Source organism: Archangium violaceum Cb vi76 (assembly GCF_000733295.1).
Lineage (GTDB): Bacteria > Myxococcota > Myxococcia > Myxococcales > Myxococcaceae > Archangium > Archangium violaceum.
The window spans coordinates 14,891-39,855 of sequence record NZ_JPMI01000089.1 but is presented as its reverse complement, the minus strand read 5'-3'; the positions used below and the strand labels follow the sequence as shown (position 1 = coordinate 39,855).

General features: G+C 69.5%; 18 protein-coding genes. 5 read left to right on the top strand and 13 right to left on the bottom strand.

Annotated features, from left to right (window positions below; all coding sequences use genetic code 11):
* Positions 1-16 precede the first annotated feature (16 nt).
* Positions 17-2,011: an ELWxxDGT repeat protein gene (locus Q664_RS52065; RefSeq protein WP_084609876.1), complete on the bottom strand. Its 1,995-nt coding sequence runs from the start codon at positions 2,009-2,011 to the stop codon at positions 17-19.
* Positions 2,012-2,389: 378 nt separating this feature from the next.
* Between Q664_RS52065 and Q664_RS14220 the strand changes: the two genes are divergently transcribed.
* From Q664_RS14220 to Q664_RS14205, 4 genes are all read left to right on the top strand, one after another.
* Positions 2,390-3,940, top strand: a complete 1,551-nt coding sequence (locus Q664_RS14220) for a hypothetical protein (protein WP_235216698.1) — start codon at positions 2,390-2,392, stop codon at positions 3,938-3,940.
* A 30-nt stretch (positions 3,941-3,970) separates the two neighbouring features.
* A complete protein-coding gene (locus Q664_RS14215; RefSeq protein WP_043394696.1) occupies positions 3,971-4,477 on the top strand; it encodes a hypothetical protein in 507 nt (168 codons plus the stop codon).
* Between the two features lie 80 nt (positions 4,478-4,557).
* Positions 4,558-7,992, top strand: coding sequence for a WD40 repeat domain-containing serine/threonine protein kinase (locus Q664_RS14210; RefSeq protein ID WP_052518078.1), 3,435 nt, complete (start codon positions 4,558-4,560; stop codon positions 7,990-7,992).
* A 2-nt stretch (positions 7,993-7,994) separates the two neighbouring features.
* A complete protein-coding gene (locus Q664_RS14205; RefSeq protein WP_043394694.1) occupies positions 7,995-8,456 on the top strand; it encodes a putative toxin-antitoxin system toxin component, PIN family in 462 nt (153 codons plus the stop codon).
* Positions 8,457-8,468: 12 nt separating this feature from the next.
* Here Q664_RS14205 and Q664_RS14200 read toward each other — a convergent pair whose 3' ends face one another.
* From Q664_RS14200 to Q664_RS14145, 12 genes are all read right to left on the bottom strand, one after another.
* Positions 8,469-8,804 (bottom strand): hypothetical protein, encoded by a 336-nt coding sequence (locus Q664_RS14200; RefSeq protein WP_043394691.1) that lies wholly within the window; start codon positions 8,802-8,804, stop codon positions 8,469-8,471.
* Complete coding sequence (locus tag Q664_RS14195) at positions 8,801-9,460, bottom strand: hypothetical protein (protein ID WP_043394688.1); 660 nt, start codon at positions 9,458-9,460, stop codon at positions 8,801-8,803. The genes Q664_RS14200 and Q664_RS14195 overlap by 4 nt, the downstream gene beginning before the upstream one ends.
* Entirely contained in the window at positions 9,460-9,999 is a 540-nt protein-coding gene (locus Q664_RS14190) for an RNA polymerase sigma factor (RefSeq protein ID WP_043394686.1), read from the bottom strand. The genes Q664_RS14195 and Q664_RS14190 overlap by 1 nt, the downstream gene beginning before the upstream one ends.
* Before the next feature lie 94 nt (positions 10,000-10,093).
* Positions 10,094-12,754, bottom strand: coding sequence for an ATP-binding protein (locus Q664_RS52060; RefSeq protein WP_052518077.1), 2,661 nt, complete (start codon positions 12,752-12,754; stop codon positions 10,094-10,096).
* Positions 12,751-14,289 (bottom strand): sensor histidine kinase, encoded by a 1,539-nt coding sequence (locus tag Q664_RS14180; RefSeq protein WP_052518076.1) that lies wholly within the window; start codon positions 14,287-14,289, stop codon positions 12,751-12,753. The genes Q664_RS52060 and Q664_RS14180 overlap by 4 nt, the downstream gene beginning before the upstream one ends.
* Positions 14,286-14,750: a response regulator gene (locus Q664_RS14175; RefSeq protein WP_043394684.1), complete on the bottom strand. Its 465-nt coding sequence runs from the start codon at positions 14,748-14,750 to the stop codon at positions 14,286-14,288. Before Q664_RS14175 ends, Q664_RS14180 begins: the two co-directional genes overlap by 4 nt.
* A gap of 146 nt (positions 14,751-14,896) precedes the next feature.
* Positions 14,897-17,710 (bottom strand): cation-translocating P-type ATPase, encoded by a 2,814-nt coding sequence (locus Q664_RS14170; RefSeq protein ID WP_043394683.1) that lies wholly within the window; start codon positions 17,708-17,710, stop codon positions 14,897-14,899.
* 187 nt (positions 17,711-17,897) lie between these two features.
* Positions 17,898-18,458 carry a nicotinate (nicotinamide) nucleotide adenylyltransferase gene (nadD, locus tag Q664_RS14165; RefSeq protein ID WP_043394681.1) on the bottom strand — a complete coding sequence of 187 codons (561 nt, stop codon included), beginning with the start codon at positions 18,456-18,458 and terminating at the stop codon, positions 17,898-17,900.
* A complete protein-coding gene (locus tag Q664_RS14160; RefSeq protein ID WP_043394678.1) occupies positions 18,455-19,138 on the bottom strand; it encodes a hypothetical protein in 684 nt (227 codons plus the stop codon). The genes nadD and Q664_RS14160 overlap by 4 nt, the downstream gene beginning before the upstream one ends.
* Positions 19,135-20,328 carry an exo-beta-N-acetylmuramidase NamZ family protein gene (locus Q664_RS14155; RefSeq protein ID WP_043394676.1) on the bottom strand — a complete coding sequence of 398 codons (1,194 nt, stop codon included), beginning with the start codon at positions 20,326-20,328 and terminating at the stop codon, positions 19,135-19,137. Before Q664_RS14155 ends, Q664_RS14160 begins: the two co-directional genes overlap by 4 nt.
* An 18-nt stretch (positions 20,329-20,346) precedes the next feature.
* Positions 20,347-21,717: an adenylate/guanylate cyclase domain-containing protein gene (locus Q664_RS14150; protein WP_084609874.1), complete on the bottom strand. Its 1,371-nt coding sequence runs from the start codon at positions 21,715-21,717 to the stop codon at positions 20,347-20,349.
* A 60-nt stretch (positions 21,718-21,777) separates the two neighbouring features.
* Positions 21,778-22,476: a tetratricopeptide repeat protein gene (locus tag Q664_RS14145; RefSeq protein WP_043394671.1), complete on the bottom strand. Its 699-nt coding sequence runs from the start codon at positions 22,474-22,476 to the stop codon at positions 21,778-21,780.
* An 80-nt stretch (positions 22,477-22,556) separates the two neighbouring features.
* Between Q664_RS14145 and Q664_RS14140 the strand changes: the two genes are divergently transcribed.
* Positions 22,557-24,959: an endonuclease MutS2 gene (locus tag Q664_RS14140; RefSeq protein WP_043394669.1), complete on the top strand. Its 2,403-nt coding sequence runs from the start codon at positions 22,557-22,559 to the stop codon at positions 24,957-24,959.
* The last annotated feature ends 6 nt before the right edge of the window (positions 24,960-24,965 follow it).

The window sequence follows — 24,965 nt, the reverse complement described above, 5'->3', positions numbered from 1 at the left end:
CTCGTGTTTCCAGGCGTTACTTGCGGCGGCGCCGGGCCAGCATGGACACGGCCGTCAGCAGCGCCCAGCCGGAGAGCACGCCAGGCGAGGACGCGCCGCAGCCGCAACCGCTGTCGGTCTGGGGATCGTAGTCCCGCCGCACCTTCACCTCGAACGAGCAGCGAGAGACGTTGCCGGAAGCGTCCGAGGCGGTGACGCGCACCTGGGTGCGGCCCACCACGAAGTCACTGCCGGGCGCGGGCTCGTAGGTGATGGCCGGCTTGGAGACCGCGTCGAAGGACTTCGCCTGGAAGGCCACCTTGGCGCCGTAGCGGAACTGCCGCCAGACCTCCATGTTGTTCGGGCAGGCGAGCTGCGGCGCCGTGGTGTCGCGGACCTTCACCTGGAAGGAGCAGCTGGACTTGTTGCCGGACTCGTCGGACGCCGTGACGAAGACCTGGGTTTCGCCGAGGGGGAAGTCGCTGCCGGACAGCTTGCTGTAGCTGATGTCCGGCATCCCGGGCTTGTTGTCGTTCGCCGTGGCGAACGCGAACGAGGCGGGCGCGCCCGACGGCCCCTGCGCCTCCACGACCACGGGAGACGGGCAGGCCAGCTCCGGCGGCGTGCAGTCGTTCAGCACCCACGGCTCGGCACCATCGGTACCATCATCGGTGATGAAGAAGACGCGGGGGCCCACCGGGGTGAGCCAGGAGGGCTCCGAGGAGCCAGGCCCCGGAACGATGTCATGCAGCAGGTGCGTCCCGTCCCGGGTGCCATCCGTGGACCAGAGCTCACGGCCCTCCTCGGCGGTCTCCGCGCTGAACAGCACCTTGCCGTCCACCACCGTCAGCCAGAACGGCGCCGCGCTGTCGCGTCCGGGACGGATGTCCTCCACCAGCCCCGTGCCAGCCACCGTGCCATCGCTCCGCCACAGCTCGAACCCGCTGTCGTCGTCCCAGGCGGTGAAGAGCAGCTGGCCATTCAGGTGCGTCAGGAAGCGGGCGTCGCTGGACTCCTTGATCACGAACGTCCCGCCGGAGGAGCCATCGCTCCGCCACAGGGAGCCACCCGCCCCCGCCACGAAGAAGACCTGCCCACCCGTGGGCGTCAGCGTCACGGGGCCGGCGGCATAGTCCTCGGGGCCGCGGCTCAGGGTGCTGACCCGCACCGTTCCCGGACCCGAGCCGTCGCTCTTCCAGAGATCCCACTGCTTCGCGTAGTCCGAGCCGGCGAAGAAGTAGATCGTGTCACCCGCCACCGTCAGGCCGCGGATGAGCTCCTCGCTCGGATCACTCTCGATGACCCGGACGACGGCGACACGATCGGTGCCCTCCGGCGTGCCGTCGCTCTTCCACAGCTCGACCTCGCGGGGTCCACCATCCGCCGCGAAGTAGATCACGTCCCGGAACACGGCCAGCGAGCTGATTCCCGAGCTTCCGGTGCCGGGGACGAGATCCTCGACCAGCACCGTGCCCTCCGGCGTGCCATCGCTCTTCCACAGCTCCTGGCCGTGCACGCCGTCATCGGCGATGAAGAAGAGCGTGTCACCCAGCGCCGTCAGCGCCGTGATGCCGGAGTCCTCCGGCCCGGGACGGAGATCCTTGACGAGCACGGTGCCCTCGGCCGTCCCATCCGTCTTCCACAGCTCGCGGCCCACGCCATCGCCCTTGGCGCTGAAGAAGAGCGAGTTGCCCGCCACGGTCAGCGACTTCGGCTCCGAGCCCGTCGCGCCCGGGAAGACATCCGCCACGCGCTCCGTGTCGAGCTCTCCGCCACGGCTCTTCCACAACTCCAGACCGCTCACCCCATCATTGGCGGCGAAGAAGGCCGTCCTGCCCAGCACCATGGGCGGCTGCACGTTGTAGTCCGGGAAGGAGCCGGCACCGCCCGAGGCGATGGGCTTGACCATGGTGACGGGGCGGCAGGAAGCCGGCTCCGCCTCGGAAGAGGCAGCGGCCGTGAGCGGGGCGCCCGCCGCGGCCAGGGCACTGATGCATAGCAGTGAAGACACACCGGTCCAGTACCGACGCATGGGTCCACCTTCCTGTCTGAGGAGTGAATGAGAGGGGTGCCGTACTCTGTGCACTCGCTCCAACACGACAACTCGCGCTCCAGGGCGAGGCGGGGTTTCTGTGCTGCACAACTCACTTCCTCGGAGAGCAAGGGAGGAATAGTCAAATTGCAGGAATGACTGTCATTGGCGCATCCGGGCACGTCTCCACCGGCCCCTGGCTTGCGCTCCAGTGCGGGACGGTGGTACGCCCCGAGGCTCAACGCGTCCGTCTCATTCCTGACAGCCACACAGGAAACCGGGCCCAGAGTGGTTGCCGTGAAAGGCAGCGGGGGAAACAGCATGCACCTGTTCAGCAGCGCATTGTCACGCCGGATCGGGCGTGTCCCGCCACTCGCCATGCTCCTCGCCCTGGCGGCGGGGTGTCCCGGCGGTGGAGGCGGCGGCGGTGGCGGTGGGGGCGGTGGCACCCAGGTGACCCTCAGCGGCACGGTGACCTACGACTTCGTCCCGGCGACCTATGCGCGCGACAGGGCTCCGCTCGACTTCACCGCGGCCGTCAAGAAGCCCGTCCGCAACGCCGTCGTCCAGGTGCGCCAGGGAACGAGCGTCCTCGCCACGACGAACACCGACGAGCAGGGCAAGTACCAGATCTCCTTCCTGCGGAGTCTCAAGGGCTCGACCTCGCTCGAGGTGCTCGCCAAGACGAGCAACCCGCAGATCCAGGTCGAGGACAACACGGACGGAAACGCCATCTGGGCCATTGGCACCAACACGCTGCCCACCACCGACAGCACGCTGAACCTGCACGCGGGCCACGGCTGGACGGGAACGGCCTATGACGCGACCCGCCGCACGGCGGCTCCCTTCGCCGTGCTCGACTCCATGTACACCGCCGCCAGGTCGTTCATGGCGGTCCGTACGGTCACCTTCCCCGCGCTCAAGGTGAACTGGAGCCCGGACAACGTTCCCCAGGGTGGCGACAAGTCGGCCGGCTTCATCAGCACCTCGCACTTCTCGCCCTCGGAGAACGAGATCTACATCCTCGGCAAGGAGGGCGCGGACACCGACGAGTTCGATGCCCACGTCATCGTCCACGAGTGGGGTCACTACTTCGAGAGCAACCTGTCGCGCTCGGACAGCCCCGGAGGCCCGCACGGCCGGGGTGACGTGTTGGATCCGCGCATCGCCTTTGGCGAGGGCTACGGAAACGCCCTCGCGGCCATGCTCCTGCCCGAGCCCCTGTACGTGGACACCGTCTGGGCCGGAGAAGATGGAACGCTGGCCTCCTTCGGCATCGACGCGGAGAACGAGCCGCTGGACACCGATGATCCCACGCCCGGGGTGTTCTCGGAGGCGAGCGTGCACCGGCTCCTCTACGACATCTTCGACTCCGGCACGACGGAGCCGTACGACAGGGTCGCGGCGGGGCTCGGCACCATCTACGACGTGCTGGTGGGGGCGCAGAAGGCCACGGACTCGATGACGACCATCGCCTCGTTCGTCGCCGCGCTCAAGGCGCAGCCGGGCGTGAACGCGACCGATGTGAACACCCTGCTCGCCCGCTACCAGATGGGCGCCATCGCCAGCGAGTGGGGCGACGGGGACACGAAGATGCGCAACATGTACGCCGAGGCGCGGACGCTCCCTTACAGCAACAACATCACGCTCACGGGTGGCTACGAGTACAACACGTGGCAGCAGAACCAGTATTACGTGTTCACGGGGAATGGCTCCCGCATGACCGTCTCGGCCTCCGCCCCGGCCGATGACGTGGGAATCACCGTCTACCAGCGGGGCGAGGTGGTGGGCCAGGCGGATGAGCTCCTCGTCGGCACGGAAACCGTCAGTATCACCACCCAGCAGAACTCGAAGTACGTGCTGGTGTTGACCGGCTTCAAGGAAAGCGCGGGCGACTACGACGTCGCCATCTCCATCAAGAGCCCGTGACAGGGCCCCCCCAAGAATTCAGGAGCACACATGAACCGCAAGACCTTCGCCGTCCTCCCGGGCCTCTTCGCGCTGCTGGCCCTGGCGGCCTGTTCCTCCTCGTCGAAGTCCACTCCCTCCTCCACCACCGATTCGGAGCCCACCGTGCATGGAAAGATGGAGGCCCCGGTGGTGGTGAACGCGCAGTTCGAGGAGTCGTCCGCCCGCGTCACCGTGCGCTTCGACGCCCCGGCCACCGGGGTGCGGGTGAACGTGCGTGGCCTGGATGGCCTGGTGGTCACCAGCCAGCCGACGCTCGCCGACAACGTCAACTTCCCGCGGGACACGACCGCCACCTATGACGTGGCCTACACGCCGGGCGCCGGCCGCTCGCACCTGGTCGTCTCCGTGTCCGGTGAGTTCAAGGGCGCCCAGCGCTCGCGGGTGGCGACCTTCGCGATCGGCACGCCCACGGACTCGCAGCGCTCCTCCAACGCCACCAAGGCCGAGGGCGCCGAGGGTGAGCGCATCAAGGTGATGCCCGCCGACACGCAGTAACGCGCGCAAGCGAGGGAGCAGGCGCCTCCTGGCCGGGAGGCGCCGACAGCGGCTTCTCTGGCGTAGACTGGTGGGTATCCATGAGCGGAGCCAGGCCGACCGAGGCAGGCGGGTCCATCGACGCGCAGGACACTCCCGGCACCGACAGCACCTACACCATGCAGCCCGGCGACGGGCCCGTGGCGGCCGAGGCCGGGAGCAGCACCACCGTGCTCTCCTCCCCGCCAAAGGGCAGGACGAGCGCCACGGGCAGGACGCTGCCGGTGGTGGAGCCATCCCGCTACACCGTCGCCGGAGAGCTGGCCCGTGGCGGCATCGGCCGCATCCTCCGCGCCAGGGACGTGCAGCTGGACCGGCCCGTGGCCATCAAGGAAATGCTCGCGCCGGCCCGCGACGCCGAGCCGCGCTTCGTGGCCGAGGCGCTCGTCACCGCGCGCCTGCAACACCCCTCCATCGTGCCCGTGTACGAGGCGGGACGCTGGCCGGGCGGTGAGCCCTTCTACGCCATGAAGCTGGTGTCCGGCCGCTCGCTGGCGGACGTCATCTCCGAGCGCAAGACACTCGAGGAGCGGCTGGCGCTGCTGCCACACGTGCTCGCGGTGGCCGAGGCCATGGCGTACGCACACTCCGAGCACATCATCCACCGCGACCTCAAGCCGGCCAACGTGCTGGTGGGCGAGTTCGGCGAAACGGTCGTCATCGATTGGGGTCTGGCCAAGGATCTCTCGCGCGAGCATGGCGCCGAATCCAGTGGGGACTCGACTCCCGCCACTTCCGCCGTGGACAGTGGACTCACGCGGGTGGGCACGGTGATGGGAACTCCGGCGTACATGCCTCCGGAGCAGGCCGCGGGGCACTCCGTGGACAAGCGCGCCGACGTCTACGCGCTGGGCGCCATCCTCTACCACCTGCTGGCCGGGACCCGTCCCTACGAGGGGAAGACGTCGGAGCAGGTGCTTCAACGCGTGGTGGGCGGCCCTCCGCCGCCGCTCTCGCAGCGCCAGAAGCACATCCCCGTGGATCTGCTGGCCATCGTGACCAAGGCCATGGCACGAGACTCCGCCGCGCGCTACGCCACCGCGCGCGAGCTGGCGGAGGATCTGCGGCGCTTCCAGACGGGACAGATCGTCGGGGCGTACCGCTACTCGCGGACGGAGCTGCTGCGCCGCTTCCTGCGGCGCTACCAGGCCGCGGTGATGGTCACGGGGGTGGCCCTGCTGCTGCTGGCCACCGTGGGCGTGTTGAGCTTCCTCCGGGTTCGTGCCGAGAGAGACCTCGCCCACGCGGCCCAACAGAAGGCGCAGACCCAGGCCGATCAGCTCCTGCTGATGCAGGCCCGTGACGCCGTGGGCAAGGATCCCAACCAGGCCCTGGCCTGGCTCCAGCAGCTCTCCGCCGGCTTCGATCGTTGGACCGCGGTGCGGACCATCGCCGCCGATGCCCGGGCCCAGGGGTTCGCTCCCGTGCTGAGCGGCCACACGCAGGCCATCAACGACACCGCCTTCACGAGCGACGGCAGGTACCTCGTCTCCAGCAGCGATGATCACTCGGTGCGCGTCTGGAACCTGGAGACGGGCGGGAGCCGGGTCCTCCCGGGGCACGTCGATGAGGTCTGGCGGTTGCAGCTCCTCCCGGATGGCCGCCGCATCATCGCCAGCGGCAAGGACGGTACGCTGCGCGAGTGGAACCTGGAGACGGGCGAGGGCAAGGTGTTCGCGACCCTGTCCGGTCCGGTCTCCGCGGTGGTCCTCGGCTGTAGGAACACCTGTCTGCTCGCTGCGAGCCGCAAGGACGACGTGCTCCACATGTGGGACCTGGGCACGGGCGCGGCGCGGACGTTCCACACGGGCGTAGTGGGAATCGAGGACATCCTCCCCTCGCCAGATGGAGAACATGTCTTCCTGCGTGGCTACCGGATGCTGGCCTCCGAATCGGCGCTCGGCAACGTGGCGCGCGGCACCTTCCAGCTCATGAAGGAGGTGGGGATCGTCTGGGCGTGCGCGTTCGCTCCGGATGGCAGGCTCTTCATGGGCAGCAGCCTGGGGGAGCTCCACGTCTGGGAGCCGGTGCGCGGAAAGGTGCGGCTCCTCGCGGACAAGCCGGAGAGCATCACGGCGCTCATCGTCATCCCCGGCGGCACGACCCTGGCGATCGGCAGGATGGATGGAAGCGTGAGTCTCCGGGACCTCACCACCGGACAGGTGACGGAGTTGCAGGGCCACGAGGGACGGGTCATCAGCCTGTCCGCCTCTCCGGATGGCCGCTTCCTGGCCTCCGGAAGTGCCGACCGCATCGCCCGGCTCTGGGATCTCTCCACACGAGAGGTCCGCCTCCTGCGCGGCGCCCGGGAACAGACGAACCCCGTCCTGTTCTCCCCCGACGGCCGGCGCCTGGCCGTGGCCAGTGCCGATGGCACGGTGCGCCTCTTCCCGGTGGAGGCGGAGAGCCACCACATCCTCTCGAGCGTGCGCACGACGCGGGTGTCCCTGCGGCTCTCCACCGATGGCAGGCGGCTGGCCACCCTGTCCTCGAACGGCTCGCTCCATCTCCTCGACGCGGCCTCGGGCGCGGTCCTCCTGGAGCGGCCTGGCTTCAACTCGAGCGCCATGGGCTTCTCCCCGGAGGGCCGGTGGCTGGCCGCCAGCACGCCCGATGGCCGGATCTTCCTGTGGGAGGCCTCCACCGGCCGCGGAGAGCGCGTCCTCGAGGGCCACCAGACCCGGCTCCACACCCTGACCTTCTCCGGCGATGGCCGGTGGCTCGCCACGGCGGACGAGCGCGGCGACGTGCGCGTGTGGGAGCTCGCCTCCGGAAGAAGCCGGTGGCTCGGCGGTCACGGCAAGCGGGTGGCGCAGCTCGCCTTCTCTCCGGATGGCACACGGCTCGCCTCCGCGAGCTCGGACAAGACGGTGCGCCTGTGGAACGTGGCCTCGGGAGAGTTCCTGGCCCTGGAGGGCCACACGGATGCCGTGCGCTCCGTGGCCTTCTCCCCGGATGGGCAGCACCTCGTCAGCGGTGCCATGGATCACTCCTTGCGCTTCTGGAATCCGCGCACCGGCCAGAGCGTGCGCGCGCACGCGAGCGGCGCGGGCGTCCTGGAGGTCGTCTACTCCCCGACGGGCGAGCTCGTGGCCAGCCGGAGCGAGAAGGATGGGCGCTTGATGCTCTGGAATCCATGGACGGGCCAGCTCCAGGGCCCGCCGCTGAACGGCCCCCATGGGGAGATCCGCGACATCGCCTTCTCGCCCGACGGGACGCGGGTGGCGGCCGCGGGGCTCGACAAGACGGTGTGGCTGTGGGACCTGGCCACCGGCGAGGGCCGGGCGCTGCGCGGTCACACCGGGCAGGTGGGCTCGGTGGAGTTCTTCCCGGATGGCAGGAGCCTCGTCTCCACGGGTCAGGATGGCTCCGTGCGCATCTGGCCGGATGAGCTCCCCTCGGACGCGGACTCGCTGCTCGCCTGGATGAAGACCATCACGGGAGAACGGCCCACGTCCGGCGTCTCCTGGCATTGATCATGTCCTCCCCGTCCGCCTCCGCGCCGCTGCCCGTGGTCCTCGACACCAACGTGGTGTTGGATCTGCTGGTGTTCGATGACCCCCACGTGCGACCCCTGGCGCGGGCACTGTCCGCGGGCGAGGTCACCGCCTGGGCGGACGCGGAGACGCTCAAGGAGCTGGAGCTCGTGCTCGCCTATCCCTCCTTCGCCCTGGACGAGGCGGCCCGGCGGGAGCTCCAGGAGCGCTATCAGCGCCTCGTGTGCATGGCTCCCGGGGACACGGGTACGCCACCATCTCCCCTGCCCCGCTGCCGCGATCGGGATGACCAGAAGTTCCTCGTCCTCGCCGCGCGAGTGGGGGCGTCCTGGCTGGTGAGCAAGGACAAGCGGGTGCTCGCGCTCGCCGGGCACAAGCAGGTGCCGTTCGACATCCTCACGTCCCGGCAGATGGCGGAGCGGTTGCTTCAGCGGGAGCGCTGAACGGACGCCGCCTCAGGTCATCCGCTCCAGGCCGCGCCGCTCCGCCTCCCGCACCGACTGCCTCAATCCGGCGAGCTGCCGCCTCGCCCACTCCGGCCCCAGCTCGAGCTCCTCCGGGAAGAACAGATCCTCGCCGACATCGTCGACGCGCACCTGGATGAGCGGATCATGCGGGAACTGGAGGTCCGGATCATCGAACACCAGCCCCACCACGACACCGGTTTGACCCAAGAAGCGCAGGTTCATGGAGTCATCCGCCGAGTGGCTGATGATCTTCACCCGCTCGCCCATGCGCACGGGAGCGCCTTCCACGTCCTCGAAAATGATGAGAGAGACATCCTGGATCATGGCGCGAAGGACCGGGGCTTGAGGGACATGGAGACGGCGAGCGTCACGACGGCGACGATCGCCCAGGCGGACAGGTGGTAGCCCACGACGTGCTGCCAGCTCAGGGTGCACGCGAGCTCTCCCAGGAAGGCGCCCGTGGTGCCCACGGACAGGCCCGCCAGGAGGGCACGCAGGGGACGGAAGGCGGTGCCTCGCAAGACGGCCACCGCGACGACGAGCGGGACGAGCCCCACTCCGACATGACTGAGCGTGCAGACCCACTCCGGCAGGGTCGTCTCCCCCGACGCCGGGCCCCGCGTGAAGACGAGCGCCGCCGCGCTGGCCACGGCCATCATCACGCCCCAGGGCTCGAGCTTGCGCCCGCGCGGAGAGACCGCCCCCCAGGTACACACCGCGCTGGTGGCCCACAGCAACGCCAGGAGCGGCGCGCGGCCCAGCAGGACCGCACCGGACGTCCGCCCCAGCACGAGCAGCACTCCGGCCACCACGGCCGTCAGGCCCGCCGACGCCGTGAACACCCACCTGGCCTGCGTGCGCCAACGCCGCACTGGATGGCGCTGGGCCAGCTCCGCGCGCGCGGCGGACAGCGTCCGCTCCACGACCGCACCATCGGTGCGGAACTCCTCCGCGAGCAATGCGTCGAGAGAGGGTCGCATCAGGCCTCCTCCAGTCCACCCAGCAACTCCCGGAGCTTCTCGTAGCCCCGGTGTGCCCGGACCCGGGCCGCCACCACGCTGATGCCTCGCATCGAGGCGATCTCCTCGAACGACCAGCCCTCGACCTTGCTCAGGAGGACCGCCTCGCGCTGGTCCGGGTGGAGCTGTTGCAGCGCGTCCTCCAGCCGCCGGCGCATCCCGGGATCTCCCACTCCGGGCTGGACGGACGCGGGCGAGGGATCGCTCTCCCGGGAGTACGCCTCCACATGCTGGCGGCGGCGCAGCGCATCCCGCGCCGCGTTCGCGGCGATCGTCAGCAGCCAGGGAGCGACACGGGTGCCCAGCTCGTACCGGCCCCGCGCCCGGATGACGGACAGGAAGGTCGTCTGCAGCAAATCCTCCGCGAGCGGCCCATCCCGCACCATCCGCGCCAGGAAGCCCTGCACGCGTCCGGCATGCCGGGCGAAGAGCGCCTCGAATGCCGCCTGGTCACCGTCACAGAAGCGTTCCATGAGCTCTTCGTCCGTGGGACTCCGCATCTCCTGCCTCACGTACGATTCACCCCTGAAAACGTTTCTGGCCGTCTCGTGAAAATCCTCCCCCCGGCGCGACGCACCGCGTCACGAGAATGGCTCAGGGAGCGGGGGTCGCCGGCAGGAAGAAGGAGAAGGTGGCCCCCTGCCCCACCACGCCCCTGCCCCAGGTGCGGCCCCCGTGGCGCGTGATGATGCGCCGCACGTGGGCCAGGCCGATGCCCGTCCCCTCGAACTCGCTGGCGCGGTGCAGCCGCTGGAAGACACCGAACAGCTTGTCCTCGTACGCCATGTCGAAGCCCACGCCGTTGTCCTTCACGTGGATGACGACGCCGTCCTCGCCATCCTCGGCCGTCACCTCCACCCGGCCCTCGGCCCGGGGCCGTGTGTACTTCACCGCGTTGCCGAGCAGGTTCTTGAAGACGAGCCTCAGCATGGCGGGATCTCCCCTCGCCTCCGGCATGGGCCCCACCTCCAGGACGAGGTTCCGGCCCTCGCGCTCCGGCGCGAGCTCCTCCCATATCTCGGCCACCAGCGGCTCCAGCTCGAGGCGGGACTGGCGCATCTCCACCCGGCCCATGCGGCTGAAAGCGAGCAGATCATCCACGAGCTGACCGCCCCGCCGCGCCGACTCGGAGATGGTGCGCAGGTAGCCCTGGGCCTTGGCGTCCAGGGAGCCCTGGGCATGGCGCTCGAGCAGCCCGACGAAGCCGGTGATGTGGCGCAGGGGCGCCCGGAGATCATGGCTCACCGTGTAGCTGAAGGACTCCAGCTCCCGGTTGGCCTCCTCGAGCTGCCGGGTCCTATCACTCACGCGCTGCTCCAACTGGAGATTGAGCATCCGCACCGCCTCCTGCACCTCGCGTTGCTCGGTGATGTCACGCGCGGCGGCGTAGATGGCACCATCCGAAGCCGCGGGAGACGTCCTCCAGGCCAGCCACCGCCAGGAGCCGTCCTTGCACCGGTAGCGGTTCTCGAAGTGGAGGGCGTTCTCGCCCCGGGCGATGTCCGCCACCTCCTGGAGCGTCCGCTCCCGATCGTCCGGGTGGACGAGCTCGACGAAGCTCCGGGAGAGCAACTCCTCCTCGCTCCACCCCAGCACCCGGGTGAAGGCCGGGTTGACGCGCTTGAAGCGGGCATCCACCCCCGCGACACAGAACATGTCCGGCGCCAGATGGAAGAAGCGCTCGCGCTCCTCCTCCGCGCGCTTCAACTGGGTGATGTCCGTGGAGATGCCACCCACGGCGTAGAGCTGGCCCGACATGTCCTGCAACGGGAACTTGATCGAGTAGTAGACGTGCAGTCCGTCCGCGTGGGGCGCCAGCTCCTCCATCTCCATGGCCGTCTTGCGGCGCAGCACCTCCACGTCGTTGCGGCGGAACGCCTCGGCGACCTCGGGGTTCTCGGGGTTGTAGATCTGCTCGTCCGTCTTGCCGAGGATGTCCTCGCGCGTGCGGCGCATGAAGGACTCGTAGGCCTTGTTGACCAGCAGGTAGCGGCCCTGGGGATCCTTGACGTAGATGACGGCGGGAGAGGCGTCGAGGATGGCCCGGTAGTGCGCCTCCTCCCGGGAGCGGAGCCGCTCCAGCTCGTGGTTGCGCCGCTCCAGCTCCTCCCGGACGCGCTTGAGCTGGACGAGGTTGCGCACGCGGACGCGCACCTCCTCCGCCGAGAAGGGCTTCAGCAGGTAGTCCTGCGCGCCCTCGCGCAGCAGCTTCAGCTTGAGCGATTCATCGTCCCGCGTGGACAGAACGACGATGGGCACGCCCTCGAGCGACTCCTCCTGGCGCAGCGCGGTCACGAGGGCCTCGCCACTGAGCCTCGGGAGCTGGGTGCCGGTGAGGATGATGTCCGGCCGGAGCGAGCGGGCCTTCTCGAGCGCCTCCTGACCATCGAAGGCGGAGATGACGCGGTAGTCCGCCTGGAGCGCTTCCGTCAGGAAGCGGTGGAGCTCCGGGTTCTCCTTCACCACCAGCACGGCCGGACGGGAGGAGTCCTCCGTCCGGACCGCCACCTCCACCGGGGACCGCTCGTCCATGAGAGGGGTGAGGGACTCCAGGGTGCTGCGCAGCGCCAGGCCCGCCTCGAGCCCCCAGGCCGCCTCGGGGGCCCGCCGCGTCACCCGTGTGTCCTCGGGCGCCCGCCGGGGCAACTCCACCTGGAAGAGCTCTCCGCCGCCCGGCGCCTCCGTCACGCGGACGAGCCCCCCGTGCAGCTCGACGAAGTCCCTCGCGAGGGACAGGCCCAGCTCCATGCCCGCCACTCCGCGCGCGCCCTCCTGTCCCGAGTCCTCCACCTCCAGCAGGGCCCGCTCACCCGGAGCCCCGCGCACCGACAGGCGGATGCGCCCGCCATCCGGCGTGGACTTGAAGGCGTTGGACAACAGGTGGATGACCACCCGCTCCAGCTTCTCCACGTCCACCTGCACGAGGAGGGACTCGGGCGCGTCCACGGTGAAGGAGATGTGCCGCTGGAGCGCCAGCGGCTCGAAGTGCCGGGCCACCTCGCGCACCCGCGAGGCCAGCTCCACCTCGGTGTACGCCAGCGTCATGCTCCCCACGTCCATCCGGGCGATGTCGACCAGATCACCGACGTGCCGGAGCAGGACGACGGCGTTGCGGCGCATGACGTCCAGATCCTTGCGCTGGACGCCGGTGAGGTTGTGGCCGTGCGAGAGCAGGGTCTCCGCCGGTCCGAGGATGAGCGCCAGGTGGGTGCGCAGCTCGTGACTCACGTCGGAGAAGAACTGGGGGGTCTTCATGAAGGTATCCGTGGGAGTCGAAGCTGGAAGGTGGTGCCCTCTTGGGTGGACGAGCGGACGCTCACCGTGCCGCCATGGGCCCGGACGATCTGATCCACGATGTAGAGACCCAGCCCGATGCTGCGGCGGGAGTTGTCGGAGGCGTCCTCGCCGCGCTGCAGGGGCTGGAAGAGCCGGCCGAGCAGCCCGGTGGGGATGGGCTCGCCGATGTTGTGGACGTGGATCGACACCGCGTCCACCTCCCCCACCACCGTCACCGAAACGGGCCCGTCCTTGGGGGAGTATTGGAGGGCGTTGCTCACCAGGTTGCCGAGCACCTGCGCCAACCGATCCGCGTCCCACAGGCCCCTGCCCGCGTCCTGGCAGTGCTCGCGGAGCTCTCGCCCGGGGTGGTTCAGCCCCACCTCCTGCAGCACCTGCCGCACGAGGGCGTGCAGATCCACGTTCCTGCGATGCAGCGGGATGCCGCCGCCCAGGCGCGCCCGGGTGAAGTCGAGCAGGTCGCGCACCAGACGGGTGGCGCGCTCGGCGCTGGTGAGGATGAGGCGGGCGTAGAAGGCATGGCGCTCGTCCAGGTTCGCGTGCTGCACGAGCCCCGTGGCGCTCAGGGAGATGGCTCCCAGGGGATTGCGCAAATCATGGGACACCATGCCGATGAGTTGCTGGGCGAACTCGGCACGATGGAGCGCCTCGGCCTCGGCGGCCCGGTGCGCCGTCACGTCCTGGATGGCGCCCACGACCCGGAGCGGCCGCCCCTGCTCGTCCCGGACGATGATGCCGCGATCGGACACCGTGGCATGGGTGCCGTCCTTGCGGCGCAGGCGGTACTCGTCCTCCCAGCGCTCCTCTCCCGGCGAGTCGAGGGCCGCCTGGAGGCTGCTCCGCACGCGCTCGAGATCCTCCGGATGGACGGTGGCACGCCACCAGTCCCCGTTGGCGCCCACCTCCTCGGTGCTGTAACCGAACAGCTCCCAGAGGCCGTTGTTGCGGGTGATCCGCCCCGTCCGGATGTCCCAGTCCCAGAGCGCATCGCGGGTGGCGCGCTCCACCAGCCGGTAGCGCTCCTCGCTCTCGCGCAGACGCTGCTCGGCCTGCTGGCGCTCGGCGCTCTCGCGGGCCTCGCGCAGGGCGCGCTGGACGCTGGGCACCAGGCGCTCCAGACGATCCTTGAGGACGTAGTCGGTGGCACCCCGCTTGAGCAGCTCGATGGCGCGCTCCTCCCCGAGCGCTCCGGACACGAAGATGAAGGGCAGCTGGGGCCGGGTGCGGCGCGCCAGCTCCAACGCCTTGAGGCCATGGAAGCCCGGGATGTGGTAGTCCGCGAGGATGAGCTGATGGTGGTCCTCGGCCAGGGCCTCGGTGAAGGCACCGTCGGAGTCCACGCGGGTGAGCATCACGGACAACCCTTCCCGCTCCAGCCGCTCCTGGATGAGCTCGGCGTCGAGCGGGTCGTCCTCGAGCAGCAGCACGTTCAGTAAAGACACGAGCCTGGCGCCCAGTTCGAGGGGAACCTCGGCGGTGAGCGGGCGGCTCATGCGTCTCCCTTCGCGATGGGCGCACGGCCCGGCGGAGGCTCGTTCACCTCCGTCCAGAAGACACGCAGGCCATCCAACGCGGACTCGAGCTCCTGGAAGGAGACGGGCTTGATGACATAGGCATTCGCCCCCAGGCCGTAGGAGCGCATGAGATCCACCTCCTCGCGGCTCGAGGTGAACATCACCACGGGCACCAGCCTCAGGTCCGGATCGCTCTTCATCCGGCTGAGCACCTGCAACCCATCCACGCGGGGCAGCTTCAGGTCCAGGAGCACCACGGACGGATTGTCCGCCGGACGCCCGGCATGAGGACCGCGGCGGTACAGGTAGTCGAGGGCTTCCTGACCATCACTCGCCACGACCACCTTGTCCGCGAGGTGGGCCTCGGCGAAGGCGGCCAGGATGAGGGTGACATCGTTCTCGCTGTCTTCGACCAGCAGGATGCGTTTCAACGACGGCATGGGGGGGCTGCCACGAGAGGGGGGACAAGGCGGGGGGGGGGCCTTGTGGGGGTAGTAGACGAAAGGCCCTCCCGGGAAGCAACCCAGGCAGGCACCTACACCCGGATTCCTTTAAACACCAAGCGGTTCCCACAAGCCAAGAGGGACTACCCCACCGTGGCGCGCCGGGGAACCCGCCACCGGAGCCGGCCGCCTGTCTGCCGATCCTGTCGGCGGGCGCGCCGCGAGCGCCACCACTTCTCCAGGCCGATGACGGGCAGGACCGCGGCCCCCACGAGCGCGCACAACCCGAGTTCCTGGAGCGACAGGGGCGCGGTGTCGAACACCTTCTGCATGAAGGGCAGGTAGATGAAGCCGAGTTGCAGTAGCACCAACAGCCCGATGCCAGCGTAGACGACGGGGTTGCTGAAGAGGCCGATGCGGAAGACGGAGTCGCGCAGGGAGCGGCAGTTCAGCATGTAGAAGATCTGGAACATGATGACCGTGGTAACGGCCATGGTCTGCGCCTCGGCGAGCGCCAGCTCATGTGGCAATCCCTTCCGCAGGTCGGCGTTGTACTCCCAGAGGAAGAGCCCGGTGGCGCCCGCGCACATGAGCACCGCGACCAGGGCCGTGCGCATCAGGACGAAGCGGCTGAGGACGGGCGCGTCCGGGTGACGGGGGAGCCGCTGCATCACATCCGGCTCGCGGGCCTCGAAGGCCAGCGGCAGCGCGAGCGCCACCGTGGCCACCAGGTTGATCCACAGCAACTGGGTGGGGAGCATGGCCAGCAGCGGGACGTCCTCGCCGCCCAGCCGCATGATGGGGAAGAAGGCCACGCCGACGATGAGGATGAAGGCCAGGCCCAGGTTGGTGGGCAGCACGAAGGCGAGCGACTTGATGAGGTTGTCGTAGACGCGCCGGCCCTCCTCCACCGCGGCGGCGATGGAGGCGAAGTTGTCGTCCGTGAGGATGATGTCCGCGGCCTCCTTGGACACGGCGGTGCCGGTGATGCCCATGGCCACGCCGATGTTGGCCTGCTTGAGCGCGGGCGCGTCGTTGACGCCGTCGCCCGTCATGGCCACCACGTGTCCCTCCTTCTGGAGGGCGCGCACCAGGCGCAGCTTGTGCTCGGGCGCCACGCGGGCGAACACGTTGGAGGACGTGGCCACCTCGCGCAGCCGCGTCTCGTCCATCTCCGCGAGTTGTGCGCCCGTCACCGCCCTGCCCCCCTCGAGGATGCCGAGCTGCTCGCCGATGGCCTCCGCCGTCTTCGCGTGATCGCCGGTGATCATCTTCACGGTGATGCCCGCGGTGTGGCAGGCCTTGACGGCTTGGATGGCCTCCTCGCGCGGCGGGTCGATCATTCCCTCGAGCCCCAGGAGCCGGAAGCCACCGGTCACGTCCTCGGGCCGGAGGCCACCGTGCGAGGCCGGAACGGATTTGCTCGCCATGGCCAGCACGCGCATCCCGCGGGAAGCCAGACGCTCCACCTCGGCGAGCACCTTGCCGGCGTCGGGACCGTCGTGGGTGCAGCGGCGCAGGACGACCTCGGGCGCGCCCTTGAGGAGGATGATGCGGCCGCCCCGCCCGTCCTCGTTGAGGGTGGCCATGAACTGGTTCTCGGACTCGAAGGGGATGGCATCCACGCGGGCGTGGCGCTCGCGCGAATCGTCCACCTTCAAGCCGGCCTTCTCCGCGGCGGCGAGCAGCGCCCCCTCGGTGGGATCGCCCGTGAGCTCCCAGACGCCATCCATCGGGCGGAGCGCGGCGTCATTGCACAGCACGCCGGCCACGAGCAGCTCACGGGCGTCCTCGGTGGGAGGGCCGGGAGGCTGACCTTCGCGGCGCAGCTCGCCCTGGGGCGAGTAGCCCACGCCCGAGAGGGACCAGGTGCTGGAGGGCGTCCAGAGCGCCTGGACGGTCATCTCGTTGCGGGTGAGCGTGCCCGTCTTGTCGGAGCAGATGACGGTGGTGCTGCCGAGCGTCTCGACGGCGGGCAGCTTGCGGATGATGGCGCGGCGGGCGGCCATGTACTGCACGCCGATGGCCAGGGCGATGGTGACGATGGCGGGCAGGCCCTCGGGGATGGCGGCCACGGCCAGCGTGATGGCGGCCATGAGCGACTCGGCCACCTTGTAGCCGCGCAGCAGGCCCACGCCCAGGAGGACGAGGGAGATGACGAGGATGGAGCCGGTGATGTAGCGGCTGATGATGGCGAGCGCCTTGGTGAGGGGCGTCTGGAGATCCACCGTCTCGCGCAGCAGTTGGGAGATGCGGCCGAGCTCGGTGGCATTCCCGGTGGCCACCACCACCGCGGTGCCGGTGCCGTAGGTGACGTGGGTGCCGCCGAAGGCCATGCTGGTGCGGTCCCCGACACCCGCGCTCGCGTCGACGGGCTCCAACCGCTTCTCCGAGGGGACGGACTCTCCCGTGAGGGCGGCCTCCTCCACCTGGAGGTTGCGCGCGGCGAGCAGCCGCACATCCGCGGGCACCTTGTCACCCGAGGCCAGCAGCACCACGTCTCCGGGCACGAGCTGGGCGGCGGGCACCGTCTGTTTCTGGCCGTCGCGCAGGACGGTGGCGTTCTCCGGCACCATCTGCGTGAGCGCCTCGATGGCCTTGCCGGCGCGGAACTCCTGCACGAAACCAATGAGGGTGTTGAGCACCACCACGGAGAGGACGATGAGACCATCCGTCACCTTGCCCAGGGCGATGGCCAGGGCGGCCGATGCGAGCAGTACCCAGATGAGGGGGCTGTTCACCTGGCGCCACAGCAGCTTGAGCGGGCTGTCGCCGGAGACGCGCTGCAACACGTTGAGGCCATGGCGCTCGAGGCGGGCGCGGACCTCTGAGCCGGAGAGGCCCTCGTCGGGGCTGGATTGGAGGGTCTCGAGCACCGCCTTGGGCGGTAGCGAATGCCAGGGTGGGCCCTCGGGCCGCGGAGAATCCGTTGAAGACGCTGGCTTGCTCGGGTTCATGGGGCGCTCCTCACACCGAGACAATGTGTGGATGCCGTCCATCTCCGGCCAAAAGGAGATCCGTCGGTGATGCTTCGAGAAAACCGGGGGAAGCGCCCGCATTGCGCGAGCGCCCGCTCGTCCTCCTGGTATTCAATGAGACGAACAGGCGGTTCGCCTCACGGCAGGCCCGGACGACAGGCCCGGCTCACAACCCGTACAGGTGGTGCTCGCGGGCGTAGTCGAGCACCACGCGCGGCACCAGGTCCGAGGGCAGCTCCCCCCGGGCCAACCGCTCGCGGATGTCGGTGGAGGACACGATGGCCAGCGGTGGCCCCACGGTGCCCTCGGCCGGATGGCCCGCGCGATTCAGCACCACCACGCGAACCATCCGCTCGATGCGGTCGAAGTCCTTCCAGTGCGGCAGATCCTTGAGGATGTCCGAGCCGATGATCAGCGAGAAGCGGTGCTCCGGATGGCGCTCCCGGAGGAACTCCAGCGTGTCCACCGTGCGCCCGTCCTTGCCCACCTCGCTCTCCACCTTCGAGGTCTTCATCCACCCCGTGGCGTCCTGGCCCATCAACTCGCACATGCGCACGCGATGCTCGAAGGACACCGTCGCCTTGCGGAAGGGATGGACGAACGTGGGCATGAACCACACCTCGTCCACGCCCAGGGTGGCGCGCACGTAGTGGGCCGCCAGCAGGTGGCCCACGTGCGGCGGGTTGAACGAGCCTCCAAAGAGCGCGACCTGCACGGAGGGCCTCACTTGACGGACAGCTTGTTGCGGCGATCCACCGCCAACGTCTGCGGCTCCAGCACGGCCTTCCCATCCAACCGGAAGGCGGAGAAGCGCAGATCCTTGTCCACGCGCTCCAGCAGGGCGCACGTCTGCTCCGCGGCCCCCGCCAGCCGGCCCGGCGTGAGGAAGTAGCGCGGGCCAATCTGCACCAGCTTCGGCTCGGACTCCTTGCCGTGGATGAAGATGAGCGCGTTGACCAGGTCATCCCGGCTCAGATCGTTCTTGTCGTAGGTGAGGCAGCACAGCGTGTCGCCCACCATGTCCAGCACCTTCCGGGGGATGCTCGGGTCGCGGTACTGGATGGAGTCCCGCTCCGGCGTGCGCAGGAAGTGCTCGCGCACCAGCAGCGGATCCTCCTCGAGCTCCTTGAGGGCATCGTCCGGAACGGACAGCGAGCGCGGACGGGGCTTCTGCTCGGTGACGGCGAGCCATTTGGCCACGTCCTGGATGAAGTCCGCCCCCGAGTACTCCCGGCCTCCCCGGCTGCGCTCCCGCCGATCGAGGATCCACTCGTCCAGGTCGGAATAACGGCCGCCGAGGAAGATGAAGCGCTGGGCGCCCTTGGCCCGCAACAGCTCATAGGCCGCGTCGAAAGCGGCCAGGTCTCCATGGCTGTCGGACAGGATCCCGATGACGTCTTGGCTCACGACCCTTGAGCGTACAGCAGGTGACGCTCCCTCCGCTTGGCGAAGTCCCGGGCCTGGGTGTCGAAGCCTTCCATCAAACGATCGAGCGGCCAGCCGGCCTCGATCCCCCGGCGGACCTGATCCGTACCACAGAGCAGATCGAAGGCCGGCACGTCGTCCACGAACTCGTAGGCATCCTCGCGCCAGGCGAACTTCCCGCCCTGGCCCAGCTCGTAGAGGGCCTGGAAGATGGCCAGACCCGTACGCAGCGGGAGGAAGGCGTCACGGTCGGTGACGTGGATGAAGGCCCCATTGCAGGACTCACCCTTGTACTTGTCGAAGGTAGGGGTGAAGCCCACCGCCCGGAAGGCGACGCCGGGGAGCTTCTCGCGCTCCAGGCGGGCGATCAGCGCGTCCGTCTCCACCCAGGGAGCCCCGAACTGCTCGAAGGGACGGCAGGTACCGCGGCCCTCGGAGACGTTGGTGCCCTCCCCCTGGCACATGCCCGGGTAGACGAGCGCGGTGTCCGGCGTGGGCATGTTCGGCGAGGGCGAGATGAAGGGCAGCCCCGTGTCGGACCAGAAGTGCTCGCGCTTCCAGCCCTCCATGGGCACCACCGTCAGCTCGCAGCCGAAGCCCTGCTCGTCATTGAAGAGGCGGGCCAGCTCGCCGGCCGTCATGCCGTGCCGGTTGGGGATGGAGTACAGGCCCACGAAGGAGCGGTAGCGCTCCCCCACCAGGTTGCCCTCGATGGTGACGCCGTTGAGCGGGTTGGGCCTGTCCAACACGTAGAAAGGCACCTTCGCCTTGCCCGCGGCCTTCATGGCCAGGGCCATGGTGTAGACGTAGGTGTAGTAGCGGCTGCCCACGTCCTGGATGTCGAAGACGAGCACGTCCAGGCCCTGCAACCACTCGGCGCGGGGCGAGAGCGACTCGAAGGTGGAGCCGTAGAGGCTGTGCACGGGGACGCCGGTGCGCCGGTCGCGCGCCTCGCCCACGGCCACCATGTACTGGGCCTCGCCGCGGATGCCGTGCTCGGGGCCGAACAGGGCCGAGAGCTTCACCCCGGGCGTCTGCGCCAGCAGATCCGCGAGGTGGCGGAAGCTCGCGTCCACACTGGTGGGGTTGACGATGGCGCCCACCTTCTTGCCCTTCAGCGGCGCGAAGCCCTGCTCCACCCAGACATCCAGTCCTGTCTTCACCCGTTTCATGTCGTCCCCCAAAAACAGTCAGTGGCCGAGCCGCTTCAGGGCCTTCTTCGCCGCCTCGCGCGAGTCGCAGCCGAGGCCGAGCAGGCCCGGGTCCTCGTCATCAGGGCCGCCGGCCTTGGCCAGGTCCTCCAGCTCGCCGCGAGCGGAGTCCAACTTCAGGTCGCCCAGCGCGTCCGCGGCGTTGACGCGCACACGGCAGTCCGGGTGCTCCAACAGCTCGATGAGCCGGTCCTCCGAGTCACCGTGCTCAGCCTTCACACCACTCCGATAGAAGCCCACCGCCTGGCCGGGTGCATCCAGCGCCTCGGCGAGCTGCCCGTGAAGCCAGGCCTTCTCCCCGGGAGACTTCTCCTGGCTGATGAGCTTCTCGGCCGCCTGCACCAGCGCGAGCTTCTCCTTGAGCGGGATCTTCTCCTTGGAGGAAGAAGCCTCGGCCACGGCCTCGATGGCATCCTCCACGGGGCTGTCCCGCAGCACGAAGCCGATGCCGAGCACCAGCGCCAGCACGCCGCCGCCCACCGCCAGCTTGCGCGAGGCGAACGCGGGACGCGGTCCGGCCTTCACCGACTCGATGACCGTGCGGGTGCGGCCCACGAGCTGGCCGCCCACCGTCTTGGTGCGCTCCACGAGCTGCTCACCCACCGTCTTGGTGCGCTCCGCGAGCTGGCCGCCCACCGTCCGGGTGCGCTCCACGAGCTGGCCGCCCACGGTGGCCGCGCGAGAGCCCAGGGCCGCCGCGGTGGCGGCCAGGTCCGGGCCCGGCGAGGACACAGGCATGCGCGAGAGGGCCAGGTTGCCGAAGGGCGGCTGCTCGTTCGAAATCGGCGCCTCGGCCCCGGGCGTCACGTGCACCACGGCGGGCACCTCCACGCGGTAGGGCGCGCGAGGCACCCGGAAGACGCGGATCTTCCCGGGGATGCCCTTGAGCTCGAAGGCGCCCACCTCCTGCGAGGGCACCTCGGCCTTGTTCATGGCCAGGTAGACGGCCTCCGTGAAGAAGACCTCTCCAGCCTCGGCGATGGACTCCACCCGGGAGGCGATGTTCACCGGCTCGCCGAAGACGTCGTTGGGCTCGACCCGCACCTCGCCCACGTTGATGGCCACCCGCACATCCAGCCGCTCGGCCTCGAGCACGGAGCGGTTGTGCTGCCAGAGCCGATCCTGGATGGCCATGCCGCCGAGCACGGCCTGGGTGGGCGACTCGAAGGTGACGAGGAAGGCATCCCCGATGGACTTGATGATGCGGCCGCCAAAGGCCTTGAACACCGGCGTGAGGAGATCGTGGTGCACCTTGAGCAGACGCTGATTCTGCTCGAGGGTCTGCCGGCTGGTGCGCTCGGTGAACCCCTGGATGTCGGTGAACACGATGGCGAGGTTGGCGGTCTTCAAAGCGGGCGCAGTGTATGCAGTGGCGCCTTCCACGCAATCACGGAGGGAAAGAAAGGTTTCCTACCGGCGCGACGGGCGCAGAGGACGCATCCTCTTGGGGGGAGCGGGCGGCTCCAGGCTCGCTCGCAACCTCGCCGCGAGCTTCGCCCGGCCCGTGCGCTCGTAGAGGTCCACCAGACGACGAATGACCAGGGGGTTGGTGGGCTGCTCGTCCTTCAAGCGGAGCAGCTCCTTCTCCGCGTCCGCCGCCCTGCCCTGCTCCTCGATGGCCCGGATGAGCTGGAGGCGCACCTGCACCCACTCGGGACGGGAGCGGGCGAGGAAGCGGTAGTGCAGCTCGGCCTTGAGCCAGTCGCCCAGAGAAGCCCAGAGGCCGGCGAGCCGGAAACGAGCATCCTCGTAGGAGGAACGATAGAAAACGGCCAGTTCAAGGGAGCGGGCCGCTTTCAGGGGGTGTCCCCGCTCCTCCCACAACAACCCGCGCAGGTAATGGACGCGGGGGTTGTCGGGGGCCACGGCGGCGGCGACGTCGAGGTGGGTCTCCGCCTGGTCCAGGTCTCCTCCCAGCTTCAGCAGGAGCCGGGCCGCCTCCAAACGGGGGAGGGCCTCGGCGGGCCAGACACGCATGACGTCCTGGACGGCTTCCAGGGCCCCGGCGCTGTCACCCGAAGCCTCCCGGGCCAGGGCCGATGTCAGGTCCCCGGGGTTGGATGCGTCCATGGCCGCCGCGAGCGTGCCCGCCACCACGAGCCAGAGCATGGCGGGCAGATAGCAGAGCGGGACTGGCTTTCAAAACCCTACCTTCTTCTTGACGGGCGCCCCGGTGGCGCATGAAACCCATGACCGTGCAGATTGCTCAGAGAACGCTCGAAGACCTTGGATTCGCGGATGTGCTCCGCGCACTGGCCCATCGCTGCCGGACCGAGCCCGGGAGGGAGCGAGCGCTCGCCCGGCCGTTCCTCGATGGCGAGGAGCAGGTGGCGGAGGCTCTGGAGCTGATCGCCGAGGCGCGGCGGTTGGCGCAGGAGCAGTTCTCCCTGCCCCTGGGCGGGGTGACGGACCTGCGGGGCGCGCTGGAGCTGGCCTCGAAGGGCGGCATGCTGGAGCCCCGGCAGCTCATCGCGTCGGCGCAGTTGCTGTTCGCCTTCGTGCGCACCCGTGAAGCGCTGGAGGAGCGGCAGCACGTGGTGCCCCGGCTGGCGGCCATCTCCCGGCGGCTGCCGGTGCTGGAGCAGCTGGCGGTGCGCATCGACCGGAGCTTCGAGGCGGATGGGGAGATCTCCGACCGGGCGAGCCCGGAGCTGCGCGAGGCGAGGGATCGCGTGCGCGGCCTGCACCGGCGCATCAAGGGCTGGCTGGAGGAGAAGCTCCACGACGAGAACTTCCTGCCGAAGCTCCGGGAGAACTACTACACCATCCGCAATGGCCGGTACGTGGTGCCGGTGGTGTCCAACTACCGGGGCGAGGTGCCGGGCATCGTCCACAACGCGAGCCAGACGGGGCAGACGCTGTTCGTGGAGCCCGAGGGCCTGGTGGGCATGGGCAACGACCTGGCCATTGCCCAGTCGGTGGTGACGGAGGAGGAGCGGCGCATCCTCCAGGAGCTGACGAACCAGCTGGGGCGCGAGTCGGCGAAGGTGCTCGAGGGCATCGCGGCGGTGGCGGAGCTGGACGAGGTGGAGGCGGCGGCGGTGCTGGCGGGAGACCTGCGGGCCCACGCGCCCGAGTTCTCCGGGGTGGAGGATCTGTCGCTGCTGCGGCTGCGGCACCCGAGGCTGGTGCTGCGGGACACCGAGGTGGTGCCCAACGACGTGGAGATGAAGGGCCAGGCGCGGGCGCTGGTGGTGTCCGGTCCGAACGCGGGCGGCAAGACGGTGACGCTGACGGCGGTGGGCCTGTGCGCGCTGATGCTGCGGGCGGGCCTGCCGATTCCGGCGGGCGAGGGCTCGAAGATGCCGCTCTACCGCTCGGTGCACTCGACGGTGGGTGACGCGCAGGATCTGTCGCAGGGCCTGTCCACCTTCAGCGCGCACGTGGTGATGCTGCGCGACATCGCGCTGTCGGTGAACAAGAACTCGCTGGTGTTGATCGACGAGATCGCCGCGGACACGGATCCTCGCGAGGGCGCGGCCATCGCCATCGCGGTGCTGGAGGAGCTGCTGACGAAGGGGGCGGTGGTGCTGGTGACCACGCACCTGGAGGAGCTCAAGGCGCTGGCGCACCTGGATCCGCGCTTCCTGAACGCGCGGGTGGGCTTCGACGCGAAGAAGATGGCGCCCACGTACAAGCTGCAGCTGGGCGCGGCGGGTGCGTCGTCGGCCATCGAGGTGGCGTCGCGGATGGGGCTGCCGGAGCACATCTGCACGCGCGCCCGGGATCTCGCGATGAACGCGGGAGGGGCGCTGGCGAAGGCGCTGGCGGCGGCGGAAGAGGACCGGCGCAAGCTGCAGGACGAGCTGGACCGGGCGAAGGTGGCGGCGGAGGAGGCCGAGCGGCTGCGGGCGCAGTTGGAGGAGCAGAAGCAGCAGTTCGAGCGCGAGCGCAAGGCGCGGCTGATGCGCTTCAACGAGGAAGTGGCGGCGGCGAGCGACCAGGCGGCGACGGAGGTGCAGGAGCTGCTGAAGACGCTGCGGGCGCAGTCCAACGAGAAGGCGGCGGCGGACGCGAGGGCGCAGCTGTTGCAGCGGGCGGAGGAGGCGAACCAGCGGGCGAAGGCGGCGAGGGCGGAGCTATTCCAGGTGGAGGCGCCACCGCCGGCGGAGCTGCGGGTGGGAGCGCGGGTGCGGCACTCGGGATTGAACAAGGACGTGGAGATCCTGGAGGTGCACGGGGATCAGGTGCTGGTGGCGGCGGGCATCATCAAGATGCGCGTGCCGGTGTCGGAGCTGTCGGGCTCGAGGGCGCCGAAGCCGAAGGAGTCGAAGTTCCCGGAGCGCAACAAGCAGGATCAGCACCTGGCGAGGGCGAAGGCGGCGGCGCCAGAGGCGGTGGAGGCGACGAACTACCGCTGCGACATTCGCGGCATGAGGGCCGAGGACGCGCTGTCGGAAGTGGAGTCGTTCCTGGACCGGGGGATGAGGAGCGGCGAGGAGTCGGCGCTGATCATCCACGGACACGGCACGGGGGCGCTGCGGCAGGCCATCCGCGACTACCTGGCGGCGTCGCCGTACATCCGCATGTTCCGCCCTGGAGAGAACCACGAGGGCGGAGACGGCGTGACGGTGGTGGCGCTGAGGGCCTGAGGCCTC

Excerpts from the sequence above, each read along its gene's own strand:
- Q664_RS14145 (WP_043394671.1), bottom strand. The coding sequence starts at position 22,476 with ATGCTCTGGCTCGTGGTGGCGGGCACGCTCGCGGCGGCCATGGACGCA.
- Q664_RS14210 (WP_052518078.1), top strand. The coding sequence starts at position 4,558 with ATGAGCGGAGCCAGGCCGACCGAGGCAGGCGGGTCCATCGACGCGCAG.
- Q664_RS14195 (WP_043394688.1), bottom strand. The coding sequence starts at position 9,460 with ATGCGACCCTCTCTCGACGCATTGCTCGCGGAGGAGTTCCGCACCGAT.
- Q664_RS14175 (WP_043394684.1), bottom strand. The coding sequence starts at position 14,750 with ATGCCGTCGTTGAAACGCATCCTGCTGGTCGAAGACAGCGAGAACGAT.
- Q664_RS14180 (WP_052518076.1), bottom strand. The coding sequence starts at position 14,289 with ATGAGCCGCCCGCTCACCGCCGAGGTTCCCCTCGAACTGGGCGCCAGG.
- Q664_RS52065 (WP_084609876.1), bottom strand. The coding sequence starts at position 2,011 with ATGCGTCGGTACTGGACCGGTGTGTCTTCACTGCTATGCATCAGTGCC.
- Q664_RS14140 (WP_043394669.1), top strand. The coding sequence starts at position 22,557 with ATGACCGTGCAGATTGCTCAGAGAACGCTCGAAGACCTTGGATTCGCG.
- Q664_RS14215 (WP_043394696.1), top strand. The coding sequence starts at position 3,971 with ATGAACCGCAAGACCTTCGCCGTCCTCCCGGGCCTCTTCGCGCTGCTG.
- Q664_RS14205 (WP_043394694.1), top strand. The coding sequence starts at position 7,995 with ATGTCCTCCCCGTCCGCCTCCGCGCCGCTGCCCGTGGTCCTCGACACC.
- Q664_RS14170 (WP_043394683.1), bottom strand. The coding sequence starts at position 17,710 with ATGAACCCGAGCAAGCCAGCGTCTTCAACGGATTCTCCGCGGCCCGAG.
- Q664_RS14220 (WP_235216698.1), top strand. The coding sequence starts at position 2,390 with ATGCTCCTCGCCCTGGCGGCGGGGTGTCCCGGCGGTGGAGGCGGCGGC.
- Q664_RS52060 (WP_052518077.1), bottom strand. The coding sequence starts at position 12,754 with ATGAAGACCCCCCAGTTCTTCTCCGACGTGAGTCACGAGCTGCGCACC.
- Q664_RS14155 (WP_043394676.1), bottom strand. The coding sequence starts at position 20,328 with ATGAAACGGGTGAAGACAGGACTGGATGTCTGGGTGGAGCAGGGCTTC.
- Q664_RS14190 (WP_043394686.1), bottom strand. The coding sequence starts at position 9,999 with ATGCGGAGTCCCACGGACGAAGAGCTCATGGAACGCTTCTGTGACGGT.
- Q664_RS14200 (WP_043394691.1), bottom strand. The coding sequence starts at position 8,804 with ATGATCCAGGATGTCTCTCTCATCATTTTCGAGGACGTGGAAGGCGCT.